This is a genomic window from Vibrio diabolicus, assembly GCF_011801455.1.
Classification (GTDB): Bacteria; Pseudomonadota; Gammaproteobacteria; order Enterobacterales; family Vibrionaceae; genus Vibrio; species Vibrio diabolicus.
Window position 1 is genome coordinate 2,598,291 of sequence record NZ_CP042451.1, and the last position, 19,384, is coordinate 2,617,674.

Consider the following 19,384-nt stretch of genomic DNA (forward strand, 5'->3'; position numbering starts at 1 on the left):
GTAAAACCCTGAGTTTGCTAAGGCATTAAAATCAAAGTGATTAAATTTTAAGCACCCCTTGCGCTATAAGTGGCTATTACACTATCAAAAGTAAAAGCGTAGAAATCGTAAAGGGAAAAGACTAAAAATAACTCACGTTACTGGGCTTTAAAGCCCATTATATAGTCAGACTAGTTAGCGTGTAAGAGCTCACTTATGCAGTCAACATTGCCACTCAACTTAGGTATATGAAATGAAAAAGCCTCGGAAAGTTCCGAGGCTTTTCTGTATCAGAGTATCACTAACAAGTGAAGTATCACGCCTAATTAGCGAGAGAAAACCTCTGACTCAGGGAAGAAAAACTCAATTTCACGCGCTGCAGATTCAGGGCTATCGGAACCATGAACTGAATTGTGACGCATGCTAAGTGCGTAATCAGCACGCAAAGTGCCGCATGCCGCTTCCTCTGGGTTAGTTTTACCCATCAGCTCACGGTAACGTGCAATCGCATTTTCACCTTCCAGTACCTGAACCATAATAGGACCAGATGTCATGAACTCTTTTAGTGGAGGGAAAAACTCTTTGCCTTCATGCTCTGCATAAAAACCGCTTGCCTGATCTTCAGTCAGGTGAACCATTTTAGCAGCGACAATACGTAGGCCAGCCTTTTCAATACGGTTATAGATTTCACCAATTAGGTTTCGCTCTACCGCATCCGGCTTAATGATTGAAAATGTTCTTTCTAGAGCCATAAAGTTTCCTTTCTGTACTTGTAATAATAGTTGTGTTTTTAAAGTGACTTACTGGGTAAGAGCAGCACTCAAGCAAGAGAGTGCCGCAATCAATCTTATTTAACAGCTTGCTCATTGAGGAAACGAGCAAGTGTACGAACGCCCATACCCGTAGCTCCCGCAGCCCATTTATCAGACGCGGCTTTACGGTATGTACCCGCACAGTCGAAGTGCAACCAGCCTTTTTTGTAGTCTTCTACGAAGTAAGACAAGAATGCTGCTGCTGTGCTTGCACCCGGAGAGTAATCGCCAGAACTGATATTCGATAGGTCAGCAAAGTTTGACGGCAGCATTCCACGGTGGAAGTCAGCAAGTGGTAGCGGCCATAAACCTTCTTTTTCTTGGTTTGCCGCAGTGAGCGCTTGATGCGATAACTCGTCATCGAAACTCATTAGTGCGTGATAATCATTACCCAACGCATTCTTCGCCGCACCTGTTAGTGTTGCACAATCAATGATTAACTCAGGTTTTTGCTCACTAGCGTAGATAAGACCATCAGCAAGCACTAAACGACCTTCTGCATCGGTGTTCATGATTTCAACGGTTTTACCGTTTTTGTAGGTGATGATGTCGCCAAGCTTGAGTGCGCGACCAGAAACCATGTTCTCTGCACAACAAAGGATCAGTTTTACACGCTTGTTCAAACCACGAAGAATCGCCAGTGCAAGACCACCGGTGATGGTGCCTGAGCCACCCATGTCTGCTTTCATTGCGCTCATGAAGTTAGAAGGCTTCAAGCTGTAACCACCCGAATCAAAGGTGATACCTTTACCGACAAGACACGCGAATATTGGTGCGCTCTCGTCACCTGTCGGGTTGTAGTCTAGCTGGAGCATCGCAGAAGTACGCTCCGAACCACGGCCTACGGCGTAAATACCTTCCCAACCTTCTGCCAACAAGTCTTTGTCTTTGACGATACGAGCTGTCACTGTGCCTTTAGGCGCAACAGATTTGATGAATTCAGCGGCCATTGTCGCTAGCTGACGAGGGGCAACTTCTTCTGCGGTTTTATTGATGATATCGCGGGTAAAATCAGTCGCGGTAATACGCGCTTGAAGCTCTGCTTGATCTTCTTCAGACAATGCAGACCACTCAACTGAGCCATGTTTTTTGGGGTTACGGTAACCTTGGTGGAAAGCCCAAACGCTCTCTAAATCCCAGTTATCACCGGAAAGAAAAATAGAACGAATTCCTTGGCCATCTAGCTGACGAGCTGCACGTTGAATTGCACCAAGATCGTGACCTTCACCTAAATGAATGGTTGCGCCGTTTTCAGCGAATGAAAGCAGTGCTTTTTCACCCCAATGTGGTGCTGCCGACTCTTGACTTAAAAATACAGACATCTGTGTAGACATGGTTTCTCCTTGTCTTATAGCAGCGTTGCCTACGCTGCTTCTTTTTAATAACTCACGGATGTTAGCATTATGTAGGGCAAAAATGTCAATTGGATAAAAAAACGGACCTAAAGGTCCGCTTTTTTTAGTAAGAATTGTTAACTAGGCTGTGTTTTACAGACTTAGTCTGCTTCATCCATCCAGCACATGATAACGGCTTCCAGAATCTTTTCGTTACAATGGTTTGGGTCATCTTCAAACTCATCTAACTCCATGATCCATTGATGAAGATCGGTAAAACGCACCGTTTGCGGATCAACATCTGGAAACTTGTCACAAAGTTCAATCGCGATATCGCGAGAATCTGTCCATTTCATTGCTCATCTTCCTTTTGCTTCTTCCCTATATTGGGAAGATAGTTTTAGTGATCTTCTGAAGCGTGGTTTAGCGTGTACTTAGGAATTTCTACCACTAAGTCTTCATCAGCAATTTTCGCCTGACACCCTAGACGTGATTCAGGCTCTAGACCCCACGCTTTATCCAGCATGTCGTCTTCCAGCTCTTCACTTTCTTCTAGCGAATCAAAACCTTCACGGATGATCACGTGGCAGGTGGTACAAGCACATGATTTTTCACACGCATGTTCAATACCGATACCATTTTTTAGCGCTACGTCCAGAACGGTTTCACCAGTGTTTGCTTCCAACACTGCGCCTTCTGGGCACAAATCGTCGTGTGGTAATACAATAATCTTAGGCATAACTACTTATCTCTTATATATCGTCTACTGATTGACCTGACAGCGCAGCTCGAATCGATTTATCCATACGGCGCGATGCGAAATCTTGGCTCGCTTTATCGGTATCTTTAATGCCTTGCTCAATCGCATCTGCATCATCACCATTACGCAGCTCAATCAAGGCTTCGATGGCTTTTATCAGGTCTTGTTTCTCTTGTTCTGATAGTAGTTCGTCACCATCAGCTTGCATGGCTGCAATCAAGCCTTCTATCACACGGTCGGCCTCAACACGCTGCTCAGCTAGCGCACGAGCTTGCATGTCTTCTTTAGCGTGAGTCATTGAATCACGCAGCATATCCGCCACTTCATTATCGCTTAACCCGTAAGAAGGTTTTACTTGAATCTCTGACTGAACACCGGTGCTCTTTTCCATTGCCGTAACAGAAAGAAGACCGTCAGCGTCAACTTGGTAAGTCACACGAATATGTGCCGCACCCGCCGCCATCGGTGGAATGCCTTTCAATGAGAAACGAGCCAGTGAACGACAATCATCAACCATTTCACGCTCACCTTGTACCACATGAACACTCATGGCCGTTTGGCCATCTTTGAATGTGGTAAATTCTTGCGCACGCGCAACAGGAATCGTGGTATTGCGAGGGATGATCTTCTCAACCAAACCACCCATGGTTTCAATACCAAGCGACAGTGGGATCACGTCAAGAAGTAACATTTCTGAATCAGGCTTGTTACCCGCTAGAATGTCGGCTTGGATACCCGCGCCGATTGCGACAACTTCATCAGGATTAATGCTTGTTAGCGGTGTGCGGCCAAAAAACTCGCCTACCATTTCACGAACCAGCAATGTGCGTGTTGAACCACCAACCATGACAACTTCGAGTACTTCGTCTGCGTTAACATCAGCATCTTTTAATGCACGACGACAAGACATTAGTGTTTTCTTCACTAATGGGCGAATCAGCTCTTCGAACTGCTCACGAGTAACGGTGCCCTTCCAGCCAAACACGTCAACATCAACGCTGTCTTGCTCAGAGAAAGCAATCTTAGTCGCAGTAGCAATGTTCAGTAGCGTACGGTTTTTTTCAGCAGAAAGTGGGGCTTCGAGACCCGCTTGCTCCATTAGGTAATCCGCTAACAGATGGTCAAAGTCATCACCGCCTAACGCAGAGTCACCACCTGTTGCTAATACTTCAAATACGCCTTTCGACAAACGTAGGATAGAGATATCAAATGTACCGCCACCTAGGTCATAAACCGCAATCACCCCTTCTTGGCCTGAGTCTAGACCATAAGCAATTGCCGCGGCAGTTGGTTCGTTCAGAAGACGGAGCACATGAAGGCCAGCTAATTTCGCGGCATCTTTCGTACCTGCACGCTGAGCATCATCAAAGTAAGCAGGAACAGTGATCACAACACCCGCTAACTCACCACCTAACGTTTCTTCTGCTCGCTTACCTAGCGCTTTTAGAATGTCCGCAGATACTTCAATCGGGTTTTTGTCTCCTTGAGGCGTTTGCAGGATCGGAAGACCATTTTCACTCTCTCTAAAACGATAAGGAAGTGAAGAGTAACGGGACTGAATGTCCTTTAATGAACGACCGATCAAACGTTTTACAGAGATAATAGTGTTCTCTGGTTCAAACTCTGCTTTGGCTTTGGCTTCGTGGCCAACCGTTAACGTTTCCTCAGTGTAATTAACGACTGAAGGTAAAATAGTACGGCCCTGCTCGTCCGCAAGTGGAGTTGCATCGCCGCTACGTACAGAAGCAACCAAAGAGTTGGTAGTACCTAAGTCGATACCCGCTGCTAACTTATGCTCATGAGGTGCCGAGCTTTGGCCCGGTTCTGCGATTTGAAGTAGTGCCATGATAGGTCCTTGTCACGCTAACTAGCCGAGGAGTTTGTCTTCGACTAGTTCAATTTCGTTCTTTAGTTTGGCAATGAATTTTAGCTTACGAACTCGGTCTGCGGCTTCAGCCCAAAGACCATCATCAAGCTCTTGCTCGACGCTTGCCAGATGCTGTTTGTACATTTTGCTGACCTTAGAATCGAAGTCAAAAAGCGCCGATTCAGGATCGGTGCTGTCAGCAATTTCTTCCAGTTCTTCGCGCAGCTCCATTTGCTCCATTAAGAACATTGGATCTTGCATTGTCTGCTGTTCACCTCGGATCTCAACTCCCTGCTCTGCGAGTATGTACTCGGCACGGGAGATAGGATTTTTCAGAACTTGATAGGCATCGTTGATTTGCGCTGCCTTTTGCACCGCCATCAAACGGTCACGTTCAGATCCCGTTGCAAAGTTATCCGGGTGGAAGCGTTTTTGTAGTTCTCGGAACTGAGAAGAAAGAAGGCTACCATCCAGCTTAAACTGACTTGGTAGCCCAAATAATTCAAAGTGATTCATTAAGTTCGGGTCCTAGTAAAGCCTTCCGGACTCGCTTGCCCAGAAGGACAATCAATTAGACGTTGAAGCTTTCACCACAACCACATTCACTTTTCGCGTTAGGGTTGTTGAATTCAAAACCTTCATTCAACCCTTCTTTCACGTAATCCAATTCGGTACCGTCTAGGTACACTAAGCTTTTTTTGTCGATGATGATTTTCACTCCAGAGAGTTCAAAAACTTCATCTTCTTCGTTAAGCTCATCAACAAACTCAAGTACATATGCCATGCCTGAACAACCAGTCGTTTTCACTCCAAGACGTAAACCGATACCTTTGCCTCGGTTATCTAGGAATGCTCTTACGCGACTTGCCGCTGATTCTGTCATTGTGATGGCCATACTGCACCTTAGTCTGTCTAAATTTCGATTGGAATGGGAGCATCAAAGCTCCCATTATATTACGGAATAATTATTCTTGGTGTTTTTTCTTGTAGTCTGCAACCGCTGCTTTGATTGCATCTTCAGCAAGAATTGAACAGTGAACTTTCACTGGTGGAAGCTCTAGCTCTTCAGCAATTTCAGAGTTTTTAATTGCTGCTGCTTCATCAACTGACTTGCCTTTTACCCACTCAGTTACTAGTGAGCTTGATGCGATTGCACTACCACAACCGTATGTTTTGAACTTCGCATCTTCGATGATACCTTCCGGTGTCACTTTGATTTGAAGCTTCATTACGTCACCACAAGCTGGAGCGCCAACCATGCCGCTACCTACTGATGGGTCTTCTTTATCGAATGAACCAACGTTACGTGGGTTCTCGTAGTGATCAATTACTTTTTCGCTGTATGCCATGATAAATTACCTCGAATCCTCTATTTCAATCCCTGAGATTAATGGTGAGCCCATTCAACAGTGCTCAAATCAATCCCTTCTTTGTACATATCCCATAGAGGAGACATGTCGCGTAGCTTAGTCACTGCAACGCGGATTTGTTCAATTGCGTAATCAATTTCTTCTTCAGTCGTGAAACGACCAAACGAGAAACGAACCGAGCTGTGAGCCAATTCATCATCCATGCCAAGGGCACGAAGAACGTAAGAAGGCTCAAGGCTTGCAGACGTACAAGCACTACCAGAAGATACCGCTAGATCTTTAAGCGACATTAGTAGTGATTCACCTTCTACGAATGCGAAGCTGATGTTTAGGTTGTGTGGTACACGTTGCTCAAGGTCACCGTTTACCGTCACTGCTTCTAAGTCTTTCACGCCATCAAAAAGACGGTTACGAAGCGCTAAAGCGTGATCGTAATCTTTTTGCATGTCTTCTTTTGCAATGCGGAATGCTTCACCCATACCAACGATTTGGTGGGTAGGAAGTGTACCAGAGCGGAAACCACGCTCATGGCCGCCACCGTGCATTTGCGCTTCAAGACGAATACGAGGCTTACGACGAACGTAAAGTGCACCGATACCTTTAGGGCCATAAACTTTGTGAGCAGAAAGCGAAATTAGGTCAACTTTCATCTCTTGAACGTCGATTGGTAATTTACCTGCAGATTGCGCTGCATCCACGTGGAAAACAATTTTACGCTCACGACACAATTCGCCGATCGCTGTAATGTCTTGAACCACACCAATCTCGTTGTTTACGTGCATAATAGACACAAGCACTGTGTCATCACGCATTGCCGCTTTAAGCTTCTCTAGATCGATCAAGCCATTTGATTCTGGCTCAAGGTAAGTCACTTCAAAGCCTTCACGCTCAAGTTGACGACATGGGTCAAGAACGGCTTTGTGCTCTGTTTTACAAGTGATTACGTGCTTGCCTTTCTTCGAGTAAAAGTGCGCTGCACCTTTAATAGCAAGGTTGTCTGATTCTGTCGCACCAGATGTAAATACGATTTCGCGAGGATCTGCATTTAGAAGGTCAGCAATTTGCTCACGAGCAGTATCGACCGCTTCTTCTGCCTGCCAGCCGTAACGGTGCGAACGCGACGCTGGGTTGCCAAATGTGCCATCCATTGTCATGTACTGAACCATTTTTTCAGCAACACGTGGATCAACTGGACATGTAGCGGAATAATCAAGATAAATCGGCAGTTTCATTCTCTACTCCAATGTAAAAAGCTGACCGCTAAGAGCGGACGTTTACACCGATGGGCGCGGCGGTTGTATTTTTGTTTGATAGCCCATGGGTTACCGCCAGATCAATGTCCTGACGATCAGAAATTTCGAGGACTTCATTGTCTGTCATCAACTCACCAAGAGTGATGTTATTCAAGAAGTCACTAATGCGAGAGCTTAAGTCGCGCCATAGCGTGTGAGTAAGGCAACGTGTTCCACCTTGGCAATCTCCTTTGCCCTGGCATTTGGTTGCATCGACTGACTCATCTACGGCTGCAATCACGGTACCAATAGCGATACTGTGTGCGTCGGCACCAAGTCGGTAACCACCACCAGGACCACGAACGCTGGCAACGAGACCTGCTTTACGCAATTTTGAAAATAGCTGCTCTAAGTAAGAGAGCGAGATCCCCTGACGCTCTGAGATGTCAGCAAGAGGTACAGGGTTTTGTTGCGAATGCAGTGCCACATCCAGCATGGCTGTCACCGCATATCTTCCTTTAGATGTAAGTTTCATACCACACCGTATCCACATGGTTTGTAATGGTTAAGATTTTTCCATACCTGAGTAATTTGGTCAAGTATTTATTTGACCATTTTACTCAGGTATTCATCCTTACACCTAAAGTGGTTATTCTTTATTCAGAACTTCTTTTCTATCGAGGTCAAAATACCGCGTAGAATATTGAGCTCCTGGGTTTCTGGCCGAGCACGAGAGAACAAGCGACGCAATTTATTCATCACCTGCCCTGGTTGCTCTTTATTGATAAACTGGGTCTCAACCATCACCTTTTCAAGATGCTCGAAGAACATTTCGAGCTCTCTATGACGTGGGTACTCTTCCGGCTCATTTGGGGCAAACTGGCTTTGCTCTAAGTTCAAATGCGCAACTCGTACTTCGTAACTCAGAGTTTGTACGGCCATCGCTAGGTTAAGCGAGCTGTATTCAGGGTTAGCAGGAATGCAAACATGGTAGTGACACCTTTGCAGCTCTTCGTTTGTTAGACCAGTTCTTTCACGACCAAACACGAGCGCGACAGGATGTTTTCTACCCTCAACCGCAAATTTCTCACCACATTCACGTGGCTCAAGCATTGGCCATTCTAATGTACGAGAGCGAGCACTGGAGCCCACCACGAGGCTGCAATCTTCAACCGCTTCCTCTAATGTGCCGACAATCTTTGCATTTTGAGCAATATCACCAGCACCCGCAGCCAAAGCAAGAGTTTGTTCATCCACTTCACATTGTGGATCGACTAATACTAGTTGGCTCAAACCCATCACTTTCATAGCTCGAGCTGCTGAGCCAATATTGCCTGAATGAGAGGTACCTACGAGTACAATTTTTACTTGATCCAACATCTGTGTTTGCTACCTAAATTAAAACCGCAGAATGTTACCATAGTTTTTTAACACACCCTAGGGCGAAGCAGGGCTCTCTTCTCATTCTTGGTCATTGTTCTCGTTCGCCTCAAGCTAAATACAATAAAACCACTGACTTTAGAACAAAAAATAACCACTTCCCTTTTTACTGATCTCTGGTATACTCGCCGCCGCTTTCATTTGTTCTTTAACATCCGTTGGGAAATTCGTATGCATCCAATGCTAAACATTGCTATTCGCGCTGCGCGAAAGGCAGGCAATCATATTGCTAAATCATTAGAAAACACTGATAAAGTAGAATCTACTCTTAAAGGCACTAATGACTTTGTCACTAATGTAGATAAAGAAGCAGAATACATCATCATCGATACTATCAAGCAGTCTTACCCTGAGCACTGTATCGTTGCTGAAGAACAAGGTCTTATCGAAGGTAAAGATAAAGACGTACAATGGATCATCGACCCACTGGATGGCACCACTAACTTTGTAAAAGGTTACCCAACTTTCGCGGTTTCTATCGCAGTTCGTATCAAAGGCAAAACTGAAGTTGCTTGTGTTTACGATCCAATGCAAAACGAGCTATTCACTGCACAACGTGGTGCAGGCGCTCAACTAAACAGTGCGCGTATCCGTGTTGCTCAACTAAAAGACCTTCAAGGTACTGTTCTAGCTACTGGTTTCCCATTCAAACAGAAACAACACGCTGAGTCTTACATCAAGATCGTTGGTGCGCTATTCACTGAATGTGCTGATTTCCGTCGTAGCGGCTCTGCTGCTCTTGACCTATGTTACGTGGCTGCTGGCCGTGTTGATGGTTACTTCGAGCTAGGTCTAAAACCTTGGGATATGGCAGCAGGTGAGCTTATTGCTCGTGAAGCTGGCGCAATCCTAACTGACTTTGCTGGCGGCACTGAGTACATGAAGTCTGGTAACATTGTTGCTTCAAGCGCTCGTGGCGTAAAATCTATCCTTAAGCACATCCGCGAAAACGGTAACAGCGCGATCCTTAAGTAAGATTTGAAAGTCATATTTAGCCCGTCACGCTGATGACTTTAAAAAGCCCCGCTCAATGAGCGGGGCTTTTTTTGTATCTACTTAGCTGCAATGTAAGGCTCTTCATACCGTGAGGTTCTGCAAGCACAAAACTCGATTCAGATACAAAAAAACCGCTGATTGCTCAGCGGTTTTTGTTTTCGACTCTCAACCTGCCTTATGGCATTTCGTCGAACTCTGCGCCTTCTTTTTCTACTTGAGGTGGCATCAAGTGCTCTTTCTGGATGCCCAGTTTTAGCGCTAGTGCTGATGCTACGTAGATAGAAGAGTAAGTACCTACAGTGATACCAAGTAGAAGTGCGGTTGCGAAGCCGTGAATCATCGCACCACCCTGCATGAACAGTGCAATTACCACGAACAATGTTGTACCCGAGGTAATCAACGTACGGCTCAACGTTTGGGTGATTGAAGCGTCCATGATATCGGCTGGCTCACCTTTACGCATCTTACGGAAGTTTTCACGGATACGGTCAAACACAACGATGGTATCGTTGAGCGAGTAACCGACTACCGTTAATAATGCCGCGACGATGGTTAGGTCAACTTCTATTTGTAGGAATGAGAAAACACCTAACGTGATAATGATATCGTGAGCCAATGCCATAACCGCACCAGCCGCTAGACGCCATTCAAATCGCATCGAGACATAAAGCAGGATACAGATCAGCGACACGAGGATCGCTAGACCGCCAGCTTCTGTTAGCTCATCACCAACGTTAGGACCTACGAATTCAATACGACGCATTTCTACGCTTTCGCCAGTACCATCTTTGATAGCACCAATGATTTGGTTGCCCAGCGTTTCACCAGAAACGTCATCACGTGGACGAAGACGAACCATTACTTCACGAGCACTACCGAAGTTTTGTACTGTCGCATCACCAAAACCTTTCGCATCTAAAGCGGTTCGGATTTTTTCAAGGTTCGCAGGTTTTTCAAAGCCAACTTCAATTAGCGTACCGCCAGTGAAGTCTAGGCCCCAATTTAGCCACTTAGTTGACAAAGTGAAGATAGAAGCAGCAATCATAAAGATTGAAAAAACGAATGCTACTTTCGACCAACGCATAAAGCCGATCGTCTTCTCTGCTTTTAGAATTTGAAACATATTAATTCCCAGCCTTAGATCGACAATTTATCAACGCGTTTGCCACCGTAAATCAGGTTCACGATACAACGTGTACCAATAATGGCGGTGAACATTGAAGTTAAGATACCGATAGATAGAGTAACCGCGAAACCTTTCACTGCACCAGTACCGACTGCAAATAGGATAATTGCAGTAATCAGTGTCGTGATGTTCGCATCGGCAATCGTACTGAATGCATTCGCGTAACCTTGGTGAATAGCTTGTTGTGGACTACGCCCATCACGAAGCTCTTCACGGATACGCTCGAAGATCAGTACGTTCGCATCAACCGCCATACCGACCGTTAACACGATACCGGCAATCCCCGGAAGCGTCATGGTAGCGCCTGGAATCATCGACATAACACCAATGATCAACACTAAGTTAGCCATTAGAGCGATGTTGGCAATCAAGCCAAAGCCACGGTAGTAAAGCAGCGTAAACAGCATTACGGCAACCATACCCCAGATACACGCTTGGATACCCATATCGATGTTTTGCTGGCCCATTGATGGACCAATAGTACGCTCTTCAACGATAGAGATAGGTGCGATCAGTGCACCAGCACGTAATAGAAGTGCAAGGTTGTGCGCTTCAGCTGCGGAGTCTATACCCGTGATACGGAAGTTACGTCCAAGAGCCGATTGAATCGTCGCTTGGTTGATGACTTCTTCATGCTTATCTAGGATGACTTTGCCTTCTGGCGTACGACGACCACTGTCTTTGTACTCAGCAAACACGGTAGCCATTAGCTTACCGATGTTCTTCTTAGAGAACGCTGACATCTTGTTACCACCTTCGCTGTCTAGCGAGATGTTAACTTGTGGACGACCGTATTCATCGACACTTGAGCTTGCATCCGTAATGCTTTGACCACCAAGAATAACACGCTTCTTAAGCACAACCGGACGACCGTCTCGGTCCATTTTGATTTCACTGCCTGCTGGCGCACGACCATTTGCCGCCGCTGATAGATCAGCTTTATCGTCAACTTCACGGAATTCTAGCGTTGCAGTCGCACCTAGAATCTCTTTTGCACGAGCAGTATCTTGAACACCAGGAAGCTCAACAACAATTCGACTTGCACCTTGACGTTGAACGAGAGGCTCTGCAACACCTAGCTCGTTTACACGGTTACGTAAAATCGTAATGTTTTGCTCAACAGCGTAGTTACGGATCTCTTGTAAACGTTGCTCGGTAAAGGTCGCAGTAAGAGCGTAACGGCCATTTGAATCAGATTCGACAAAGAGCATGTCTGGGTGATTCTTTTCTAGCATTGCTTTCGCTTCTGCTAATTGCTCTTCGTTACGTAGCAGAACCTCTACCGCTTCTTTGCCAGAAGGGCGGATAGCACGATAACGAATTTTTGCCTCACGAAGTTCGCTACGGAAAGCTTCTTCTTGCTGACCAACGAGCTTTTCCATCGCAGCGTCCATGTCTACTTCCATTAAGAAGTGGACACCACCACGAAGGTCAAGACCCAGCTTTAATGGTGACGCGCCAATCGCTTCTAGCCAATCGGGTGTAGAAGGAGCAAGGTTAAGTGCAACAATTGTGTCTTTGCCAAGCGCTTCGCTGATGACATCACGAGCACTGATTTGCGTGTCAGTGTCGTTAAAACGAACAAGAATTGATCCATTCTCGAGAGCAATGGATTTATGAGAGAGTTGCTCTTTATCAAGAGCAGTAGTGACAGCATCCAGCGTTGACATATCTACAGAGGCGCCACGCGCCCCTGTAACTTGAATAGCCGGATCTTCACCGTAGATATTTGGAAGTGCGTATAACGCAGCGGTGATGATGGCAAAAAATACCATCAAGTACTTCCATAATGGATAACGGTTTAGCACAGCGAGGATCCTTTAGCTGTTTTATAGAGACTTAAGCGTACCTTTTGGCAACACTGCAGTGATGAAGTCTTTCTTGATTACCACTTCATTGTTCGCGTTAAGCTCGATTGAAATGTAGTCATTGTCTTCAGCAATCTTAGTGATTTTACCCACTAGGCCACCGCTAGTTAGAACTTCGTCGCCTTTGCCCATAGAAGCCATTAGGTTCTTGTGCTCTTTTACACGTTTCGCTTGTGGGCGGTAAATCATGAAGTAAAAGATCACTGCGAACATGCCAAGCATGATTAGCATTTCAAAACCACCGCCTGCTGGCGCGCCTTCTGCTGCTGCGTGAGCCTGAGAAATAAACATTAAAACATCCTCATTATATTTTATTGATAATCCAACAAGTTGGGCTTTCGCATTTTAGATTCAAGTCTGAGAGTAACTAATAGCGATCACTCTCTCAAAAATAACGTGCGTTAGCCTACTTTATTAGCAAAAGCCTCTGGCGACATGCCAAAGGCTTTAATTCTTTTTAGTCCGTCAATGACTGTTCTTTTGCTAGTGGTGGCACTTCACGGCCACGACGCTCATAGAACTCGGTAACAAACTCATCAAAACGATCTTCATCAATCGCTTTACGAATACTTTCCATCAGACGCTGGTAGTAGCGTAGGTTGTGGATCGTATTCAGACGAGCACCCAGAATTTCATTACAACGCTCTAAGTGATGAAGGTACGATTTACTGTAGTTTTGACAAGTGTAACAGTCACAGTGCGGATCCAACGGGGTTGTATCCGTTTTATGTTTCGCATTACGGATCTTGATCACACCACCAGTCACAAACAGGTGACCATTACGCGCGTTACGCGTTGGCATTACACAGTCAAACATGTCGATACCACGGCGAACACCTTCAACCAAGTCTTCTGGTTTACCCACGCCCATTAGGTAGCGAGGCTTGTCTTCTGGAAGCTGCGGACAAGTGTGCTCAAGAATACGGTGCATATCTTCTTTAGGCTCGCCTACTGCCAAGCCACCAACCGCGTAACCGTCAAAACCGATTTCCGTTAGACCTTTTACCGACACATCACGTAGATCTTCGTAAACACCACCTTGAACAATACCAAACAGGTTGTTCGGGTTTTCTAGCTTCTCGAAGTGATCACGTGAGCGCTGTGCCCAACGTAGTGACATTTCCATCGATTTCTTCGCTTCATCGTGTGTCGCTGGGTATGGCGTACACTCGTCAAAAATCATGACGATGTCAGAACCTAGGTCTTTTTGAATTTCCATCGACTTTTCTGCGTCCATGAAAATCTTGTCACCATTAACTGGGTTACGGAAGTGCACACCCTCTTCGGTAATAGTACGCATCTTGCCAAGGCTGAATACTTGGAAGCCGCCTGAATCAGTAAGAATAGGACCGTGCCAGTTCATAAAATCATGCAAGTCGCCGTGCATTTTCATGACTTCTTGACCAGGACGTAGCCAAAGGTGGAACGTGTTACCTAGTAGGATTTCTGCGCCCGTACCTTTCACTTCTTCTGGCGTCATGCCTTTAACCGTACCGTAAGTACCAACTGGCATAAACGCTGGGGTTTGAACAGTACCACGTTCGAAAGTCAGTTGACCACGACGCGCATTGCCGTTTTTCTTCTTAAGATCGAATTTTAATTTCACGATGCCTCCGGGTGTCAGAGAAACAGTCTGACTGAGTGTTTAGGGCTCTACCCTACTTTAAGGAGCGGTCGCTTTTCCTTGCGAGAGATAAAGCAGAGGTTCTGCTCTATTTCCTAGCTTACTGCTAGCACTCGTAAATCTTATTTTTTACTAAATCGTTTTCTTCTTGATGAACATTGAATCACCATATGAGAAAAAGCGATATTTGTTTTCTACCGCATGCTTGTAAGCATTCATGGTGTTCTCATAACCTGCAAATGCACTCACCAACATGATCAGTGTTGATTCTGGCAAGTGGAAATTGGTAATCAAGCAATCCACAAGCTGATATTCGTAGCCAGGGAAAATAAAGATTTCTGTATCACCAAAGAATGGGACCAACTCAGTCCCTTTTTTCAATGCGTCTTGCGCAGCGCTTTCAAGTGAGCGCACCGATGTTGTACCAACAGCAATAATTCGTCCACCTCGCGCTTTCGTCGCTTTAATTGCTTCGACGACTTCTTGCGGTACTTCTACGTACTCAGCGTGCATATGGTGATCGTTGATGTTTTCTACTTTTACTGGCTGGAATGTACCCGCACCAACGTGCAAAGTGACGTAAGCAAACTCTGCGCCTTTCGCTTTGATTTGCTCTAGTAGAACATCATCAAAATGAAGACCCGCGGTCGGCGCCGCTACTGCGCCTGGCTTCTGATTATATACGGTTTGGTAACGCTCTTTATCTGCATCTTCATCAGGGCGGTCAATGTAAGGAGGAAGCGGCATGTGGCCGATTTCTTCCAAAATTTCTAGTACCGTCTTATCAGCGTTAAATTTCAGTTCAAATAGAGCGTCATGACGCGCCACCATTTCTGCTGAGTATTCATCATTCTCGCCAACAATGATGGTTGTACCTGGTTTTGGAGATTTAGAGCAACGAACGTGCGCGAGGATGCTTTTCTCGTCAAGCATGCGCTCCACCAGCACCTCTAGCTTACCACCCGACTCTTTACGACCAAAAAGACGAGCAGGTATAACACGAGTATTATTAAACACCACGAGATCACCGGGTTGAACTTGGCCCAATACATCAGTAAATGTGCCATCAATTAGCTCTCCGGTATTGCCGTCCATTTGTAATAGTCGGCTAGCGGTACGCTCTGGCTGAGGGTAACGAGCGATAAGTTCATCTGGAAGGTCGAAATGGAAATCTGATACTTGCATGTTACTTGTCTTATATATTGGTCAAATCACGTCTAGGACGACGATAAAATTGCGACGAGTTTTTCGCAGCAGACTAGTATATGTTTACATGCTGCAATAGCAAGCAAATCCCCAGAATATCACTGTAAAAGCCATGATGAAGAGTGTAATAAAACGTGAAAAACCGCGATCACTTGGCATTATTTTTCAGTTTAAGTCGAAAGAAATGGAACATTAAAAAGCAAAGCAGCGCATAACGCTGCTTACTCGTTTGGTATTCAAATAGCCCTATCAAACCTCACGCCTTCGCCACCACGCCAAGGGTACGAATAGACCCAATAGCCACAGACCCAAACTGCCACCATCATCATCTGACCCTTTGAAATCACAGTTATTAGTTGCGATACCGTCGTGACACTCTTTATCTCCGCCGACTTCGTTATTAGCCTCTTTAATAAAGTTCGGTGCAATGATGTAGCTACTTGGTGGCGCATCGGCAGTAATGTAAGACTGTACCCAATCGTAATATTGGCTCACCTTGGTGTAGAAACTTGGAATCGTCAAAGAGCCACAAGTCGGAAGAATGAGAGGTCCACCGCTAACAATACCAATCTGTTTTCCCGTAGCCACATCGACCAGCGGCCCCCCACTGTCACCTTTACATGCAGAGTTACCATATTGGGTGTGGCTATCCGGCTCTAATACTCGGTTTTTCGTTGGTAGCGTACAAATTTTGGTTTGGTTTTCTCTTGAGTCGATGATCCCCGGAAAATTGCTGCCAATTTCTAAACGCTCATAACATTTGTCGATGGGTAAAAATGTACTAATGGTGGTTTTGAGCGTATTGGAAGGTTCAGAAGCATCCGGCTGAGTGGTCCCCCACCCAAACACTTGCACATTTTCGACACGTTGATTGGTCAGGTAATTATCGTTCCAATCCGCTGCCAAACGCGCTTCGATACTCTCCATGTCGGCTTTGTTTGCTAAATCAGCAAAGCTCGCATTTGCCACTGGGCGCGTGAGATACAGCAACGCGATGTCTGAGTCTAAACCGGTTTGTATAGGTTTCACGTTGCCATTACTGTCGGTCTCAGCTTTTGAAATCCGCGTGTAATCAGGGTGAACCACAACGTGAGACACCGGATAGAAGTTATCAAGCCCTGCTGAATTAAGTTCATGCACATTCGCATTCACCGACAACTCGCCCGGCGGGGTCACATAGTAGCTTGCTTCGTTCGTTCCCTGCCCCATTACCACGCAGTGTGCCGCAGTCAACACCCACTGCTCCGTCAGCATGGTGCCGCCACACAGTGGGAACTCTGCCATATTACTTGCTCGTAAAGTAACACGATCAACAGAGTCGGTTAGTTCATCTCCTAATACAATCGCCTGTGCTGATTGCACACTGAATGCCGCCACTGCCAGCGCAATGAGTTTGTTACACGTTGTTCTTTTCATTTAGGTTGCTGTCTTCAATTTGGTAAGCCTGAACGTATCTTCTTCGAGAGACGAATCTTGGAAAATCCAGCGAATAAAAATGTGCGATTCAATTCATTGGATTACCTTAGCGGTCCATTCAATATCAACCCAAAATGCCAACTGACTCGCACACAAACCTACTTATTCAAATTAATAAAAACGTCGATAAGACACAGATTACGCAGACAAAAAGAAGCGCAAGTGTATTGTGCTATTTAATTGATGAAAAACGAGTTAGCTCCCAGATATACAGAAAAATATTCTCTATATTTAAGAGAAGGACAATGCCGCTGGAGGTCTCTATGATCAAGGTTGAAGACATGATGACTCGTAATCCTCATACCTTACTGCGCACGCACACCTTGCGTGATGCAAAAAGCATGATGGATGCGCTTGATATTCGCCATATTCCGGTTGTTGATGCCAATAACCACTTACAAGGCTTGGTGACTCAACGCGACATTCTTGCTGCTCAAGAATCGAGCTTGCACCCAGATGAGGCTGAACAATCTTTTACTCTAGATACACCGCTCTACGAAATGATGCACACCAATATCATGACGGCCGAACCCATCGCGGGGCTTAAAGAGAGCGCTATCTACATGCAAAAGCACAAAGTTGGCTGTTTACCTGTTGTCACCAAGGGTCGATTGGTAGGCATCATTACTGACAGTGACTTTGTGACCATTGCAATTAACTTATTGGAACTGCAAGAAGAAGTGGAACCCGAAGAAATCGAGCCAGAAGAATAATACGCAAACGCGTTATCTTGGGTGTAAATTTCGTTTCTTAAACGTTTTAAACGAAAAAAGAGCGGCAGGGTTGCCGCTCAAAATGCCATTACTGACGCTGATTAAGGAAGTGTTTCTCTGCCAATTAGAATTGGTCTTCTTCGGTCGAACCTGTCAATGCGGTCACTGAAGAGTTACCACCTTGGATGGTATTGGTCATTCTATCGAAGTAACCTGTACCTACTTCTTGTTGGTGTGCAACAAATGTATAGCCTTTTTCTGCCGCCTGGAATTCAGGACGCTGAACTTTCTCAACATAATGACGCATACCTTCACCTTGAGCGTAAGCGTGTGCCAGTTCGAACATGTTGAACCACATGTTGTGAATACCTGCTAGCGTGATGAACTGGTACTTGTAGCCCATGTCTGCCAACTCTTGTTGGAACTTAGCAATAGTTTCTGCATCTAGGTTCTTCTCCCAGTTGAAGGACGGCGAACAGTTGTATGCCAACAATTGATCTGGGTATTCAGCGTGAATCGCTTCTGCAAACTTACGTGCTTCTTCCAAACATGGCGTCGCTGTTTCACACCAGATCAAATCTGCATACGGTGCGTAAGCTAGGCCGCGAGAGATGGCTTGGTCGATACCAGCGCGAACGCGGTAGAAACCTTCTTGAGTACGCTCACCTTCAATAAAGTCTTTATCGTATGGGTCGCAATCTGAAGTAATGAGATCTGCCGCATTCGCATCAGTACGAGCAATAACCAAGGTTGTTGTACCCGCCACATCAGCAGCCAAACGAGCAGCAACCAGTTTTTGCACCGCTTCTTGCGTTGGAACTAATACCTTGCCGCCCATGTGGCCACACTTCTTCACCGATGCTAACTGGTCTTCAAAGTGAACGCCCGCTGCGCCTGCCTCGATCATCGATTTCATGAGCTCGTAAGCGTTAAGCACACCACCAAAGCCTGCTTCAGCATCCGCTACGATAGGTAGGAAGTAATCAATACCATCTTCATCTTCAGGCGATTTACCTGCTGACCATTGGATTTGGTCTGCACGACGGAACGAGTTATTGATGCGTTTTACTACTGACGGTACAGAATCGACTGGGTATAGAGACTGGTCAGGATACATCGTCGAAGCGGTGTTGTTGTCCGCCGCTACCTGCCAACCAGATAGGTAAATCGCTTCAATACCAGCTTTAGCTTGTTGAACAGCTTGGCCGCCAGTTAACGCACCAAGACAGTTTACGTAACCTTTTTTCGCACTACCGTTGACCAGTGACCAAAGTTTGTCTGCACCACGTTGTGCAATTGTGTTGGCAGGTACCATAGAACCACGCAGTTCCACCACTTCCTCAGCAGTGTATGTACGCTTTACATTTTTCCAGCGCGGGTTAGTTGCCCAGTCTTTTTCCAGAGCTTCAATTTGTTGGCGGCGAGTTAAGTTAGTCATTGGTCTATCCCTCTTTATAATTTGCACTTTATGCGTGTGCGTTGAGTTTCCGTTCTCAGGCAGTACTTCCCTATCTGCCCTGA

Annotated in this window: 20 protein-coding genes; 2 read left to right on the forward strand and 18 right to left on the reverse strand. The window is 45.7% G+C overall.

Annotated elements, in window-relative coordinates:
• Positions 1 to 305: 305 nt before the first annotated feature.
• From ndk to trmJ, 11 genes are all read right to left on the reverse strand, one after another.
• Positions 306 to 731, reverse strand: coding sequence for a nucleoside-diphosphate kinase (ndk, locus tag FR741_RS12330; protein WP_005391542.1), 426 nt, complete (start codon positions 729 to 731; stop codon positions 306 to 308).
• A 95-nt stretch (positions 732 to 826) separates the two neighbouring features.
• Complete coding sequence (gene pepB, locus FR741_RS12335) at positions 827 to 2,125, reverse strand: aminopeptidase PepB (protein ID WP_167426860.1); 1,299 nt, start codon at positions 2,123 to 2,125, stop codon at positions 827 to 829.
• A gap of 161 nt (positions 2,126 to 2,286) precedes the next feature.
• Positions 2,287 to 2,481: a Fe-S cluster assembly protein IscX gene (gene iscX, locus FR741_RS12340; protein WP_005391546.1), complete on the reverse strand. Its 195-nt coding sequence runs from the start codon at positions 2,479 to 2,481 to the stop codon at positions 2,287 to 2,289.
• Between the two features lie 44 nt (positions 2,482 to 2,525).
• Positions 2,526 to 2,864 carry an ISC system 2Fe-2S type ferredoxin gene (gene fdx, locus FR741_RS12345; RefSeq protein ID WP_005391548.1) on the reverse strand — a complete coding sequence of 113 codons (339 nt, stop codon included), beginning with the start codon at positions 2,862 to 2,864 and terminating at the stop codon, positions 2,526 to 2,528.
• 13 nt (positions 2,865 to 2,877) lie between these two features.
• A complete protein-coding gene (hscA, locus tag FR741_RS12350) occupies positions 2,878 to 4,731 on the reverse strand; it encodes a Fe-S protein assembly chaperone HscA (protein WP_104974453.1) in 1,854 nt (617 codons plus the stop codon).
• A gap of 21 nt (positions 4,732 to 4,752) precedes the next feature.
• Positions 4,753 to 5,268 (reverse strand): co-chaperone HscB, encoded by a 516-nt coding sequence (hscB, locus tag FR741_RS12355; protein ID WP_012842113.1) that lies wholly within the window; start codon positions 5,266 to 5,268, stop codon positions 4,753 to 4,755.
• A gap of 55 nt (positions 5,269 to 5,323) precedes the next feature.
• Positions 5,324 to 5,647: an iron-sulfur cluster assembly protein IscA gene (gene iscA, locus FR741_RS12360; RefSeq protein WP_005391554.1), complete on the reverse strand. Its 324-nt coding sequence runs from the start codon at positions 5,645 to 5,647 to the stop codon at positions 5,324 to 5,326.
• A gap of 70 nt (positions 5,648 to 5,717) precedes the next feature.
• Entirely contained in the window at positions 5,718 to 6,101 is a 384-nt protein-coding gene (gene iscU / locus FR741_RS12365; RefSeq protein ID WP_005381718.1) for a Fe-S cluster assembly scaffold IscU, read from the reverse strand.
• Positions 6,102 to 6,139: 38 nt separating this feature from the next.
• The gene (locus FR741_RS12370; RefSeq protein WP_005391556.1) at positions 6,140 to 7,354 is read right to left on the reverse strand and encodes an IscS subfamily cysteine desulfurase; all 1,215 of its coding nucleotides are present in this window, start codon (positions 7,352 to 7,354) and stop codon (positions 6,140 to 6,142) included.
• 28 nt (positions 7,355 to 7,382) lie between these two features.
• Positions 7,383 to 7,889, reverse strand: a complete 507-nt coding sequence (iscR, locus tag FR741_RS12375; protein WP_005381720.1) for a Fe-S cluster assembly transcriptional regulator IscR — start codon at positions 7,887 to 7,889, stop codon at positions 7,383 to 7,385.
• A gap of 125 nt (positions 7,890 to 8,014) precedes the next feature.
• A complete protein-coding gene (gene trmJ, locus FR741_RS12380; protein ID WP_006741887.1) occupies positions 8,015 to 8,734 on the reverse strand; it encodes a tRNA (cytosine(32)/uridine(32)-2'-O)-methyltransferase TrmJ in 720 nt (239 codons plus the stop codon).
• Between the two features lie 231 nt (positions 8,735 to 8,965).
• Here trmJ and suhB point away from each other — a divergent pair, with 231 nt between their 5' ends.
• Positions 8,966 to 9,769 (forward strand): inositol-1-monophosphatase, encoded by an 804-nt coding sequence (gene suhB, locus FR741_RS12385; protein WP_047010191.1) that lies wholly within the window; start codon positions 8,966 to 8,968, stop codon positions 9,767 to 9,769.
• A gap of 196 nt (positions 9,770 to 9,965) precedes the next feature.
• Here the strand turns inward: suhB and secF are convergent, their stop codons facing one another.
• The 6 genes from secF to FR741_RS12415 all read right to left on the reverse strand — a co-directional run bounded on the left by secF (position 9,966) and on the right by FR741_RS12415 (position 17,090).
• On the reverse strand, positions 9,966 to 10,913 hold the full coding sequence (gene secF / locus FR741_RS12390; RefSeq protein WP_005391572.1) for a protein translocase subunit SecF: 948 nt from the start codon (positions 10,911 to 10,913) through the stop codon (positions 9,966 to 9,968).
• A gap of 14 nt (positions 10,914 to 10,927) precedes the next feature.
• Positions 10,928 to 12,784 (reverse strand): protein translocase subunit SecD, encoded by a 1,857-nt coding sequence (secD, locus tag FR741_RS12395; protein WP_006741889.1) that lies wholly within the window; start codon positions 12,782 to 12,784, stop codon positions 10,928 to 10,930.
• A 21-nt stretch (positions 12,785 to 12,805) separates the two neighbouring features.
• Entirely contained in the window at positions 12,806 to 13,135 is a 330-nt protein-coding gene (yajC, locus tag FR741_RS12400) for a preprotein translocase subunit YajC (RefSeq protein WP_005381725.1), read from the reverse strand.
• 166 nt (positions 13,136 to 13,301) lie between these two features.
• A complete protein-coding gene (gene tgt, locus FR741_RS12405; RefSeq protein ID WP_005391577.1) occupies positions 13,302 to 14,450 on the reverse strand; it encodes a tRNA guanosine(34) transglycosylase Tgt in 1,149 nt (382 codons plus the stop codon).
• Between the two features lie 150 nt (positions 14,451 to 14,600).
• The gene (queA, locus tag FR741_RS12410) at positions 14,601 to 15,653 is read right to left on the reverse strand and encodes a tRNA preQ1(34) S-adenosylmethionine ribosyltransferase-isomerase QueA (RefSeq protein ID WP_074190944.1); all 1,053 of its coding nucleotides are present in this window, start codon (positions 15,651 to 15,653) and stop codon (positions 14,601 to 14,603) included.
• A gap of 270 nt (positions 15,654 to 15,923) precedes the next feature.
• Positions 15,924 to 17,090 (reverse strand): S1 family peptidase, encoded by a 1,167-nt coding sequence (locus FR741_RS12415; protein ID WP_167426861.1) that lies wholly within the window; start codon positions 17,088 to 17,090, stop codon positions 15,924 to 15,926.
• A gap of 323 nt (positions 17,091 to 17,413) precedes the next feature.
• On the opposite strand from FR741_RS12415, the gene FR741_RS12420 reads away from it, so the two are divergent.
• On the forward strand, positions 17,414 to 17,863 hold the full coding sequence (locus FR741_RS12420) for a CBS domain-containing protein (protein ID WP_005391583.1): 450 nt from the start codon (positions 17,414 to 17,416) through the stop codon (positions 17,861 to 17,863).
• Between the two features lie 124 nt (positions 17,864 to 17,987).
• Here FR741_RS12420 and aceA read toward each other — a convergent pair whose 3' ends face one another.
• The gene (aceA, locus tag FR741_RS12425) at positions 17,988 to 19,301 is read right to left on the reverse strand and encodes an isocitrate lyase (RefSeq protein WP_167426862.1); all 1,314 of its coding nucleotides are present in this window, start codon (positions 19,299 to 19,301) and stop codon (positions 17,988 to 17,990) included.
• Positions 19,302 to 19,384 lie beyond the last annotated feature (83 nt).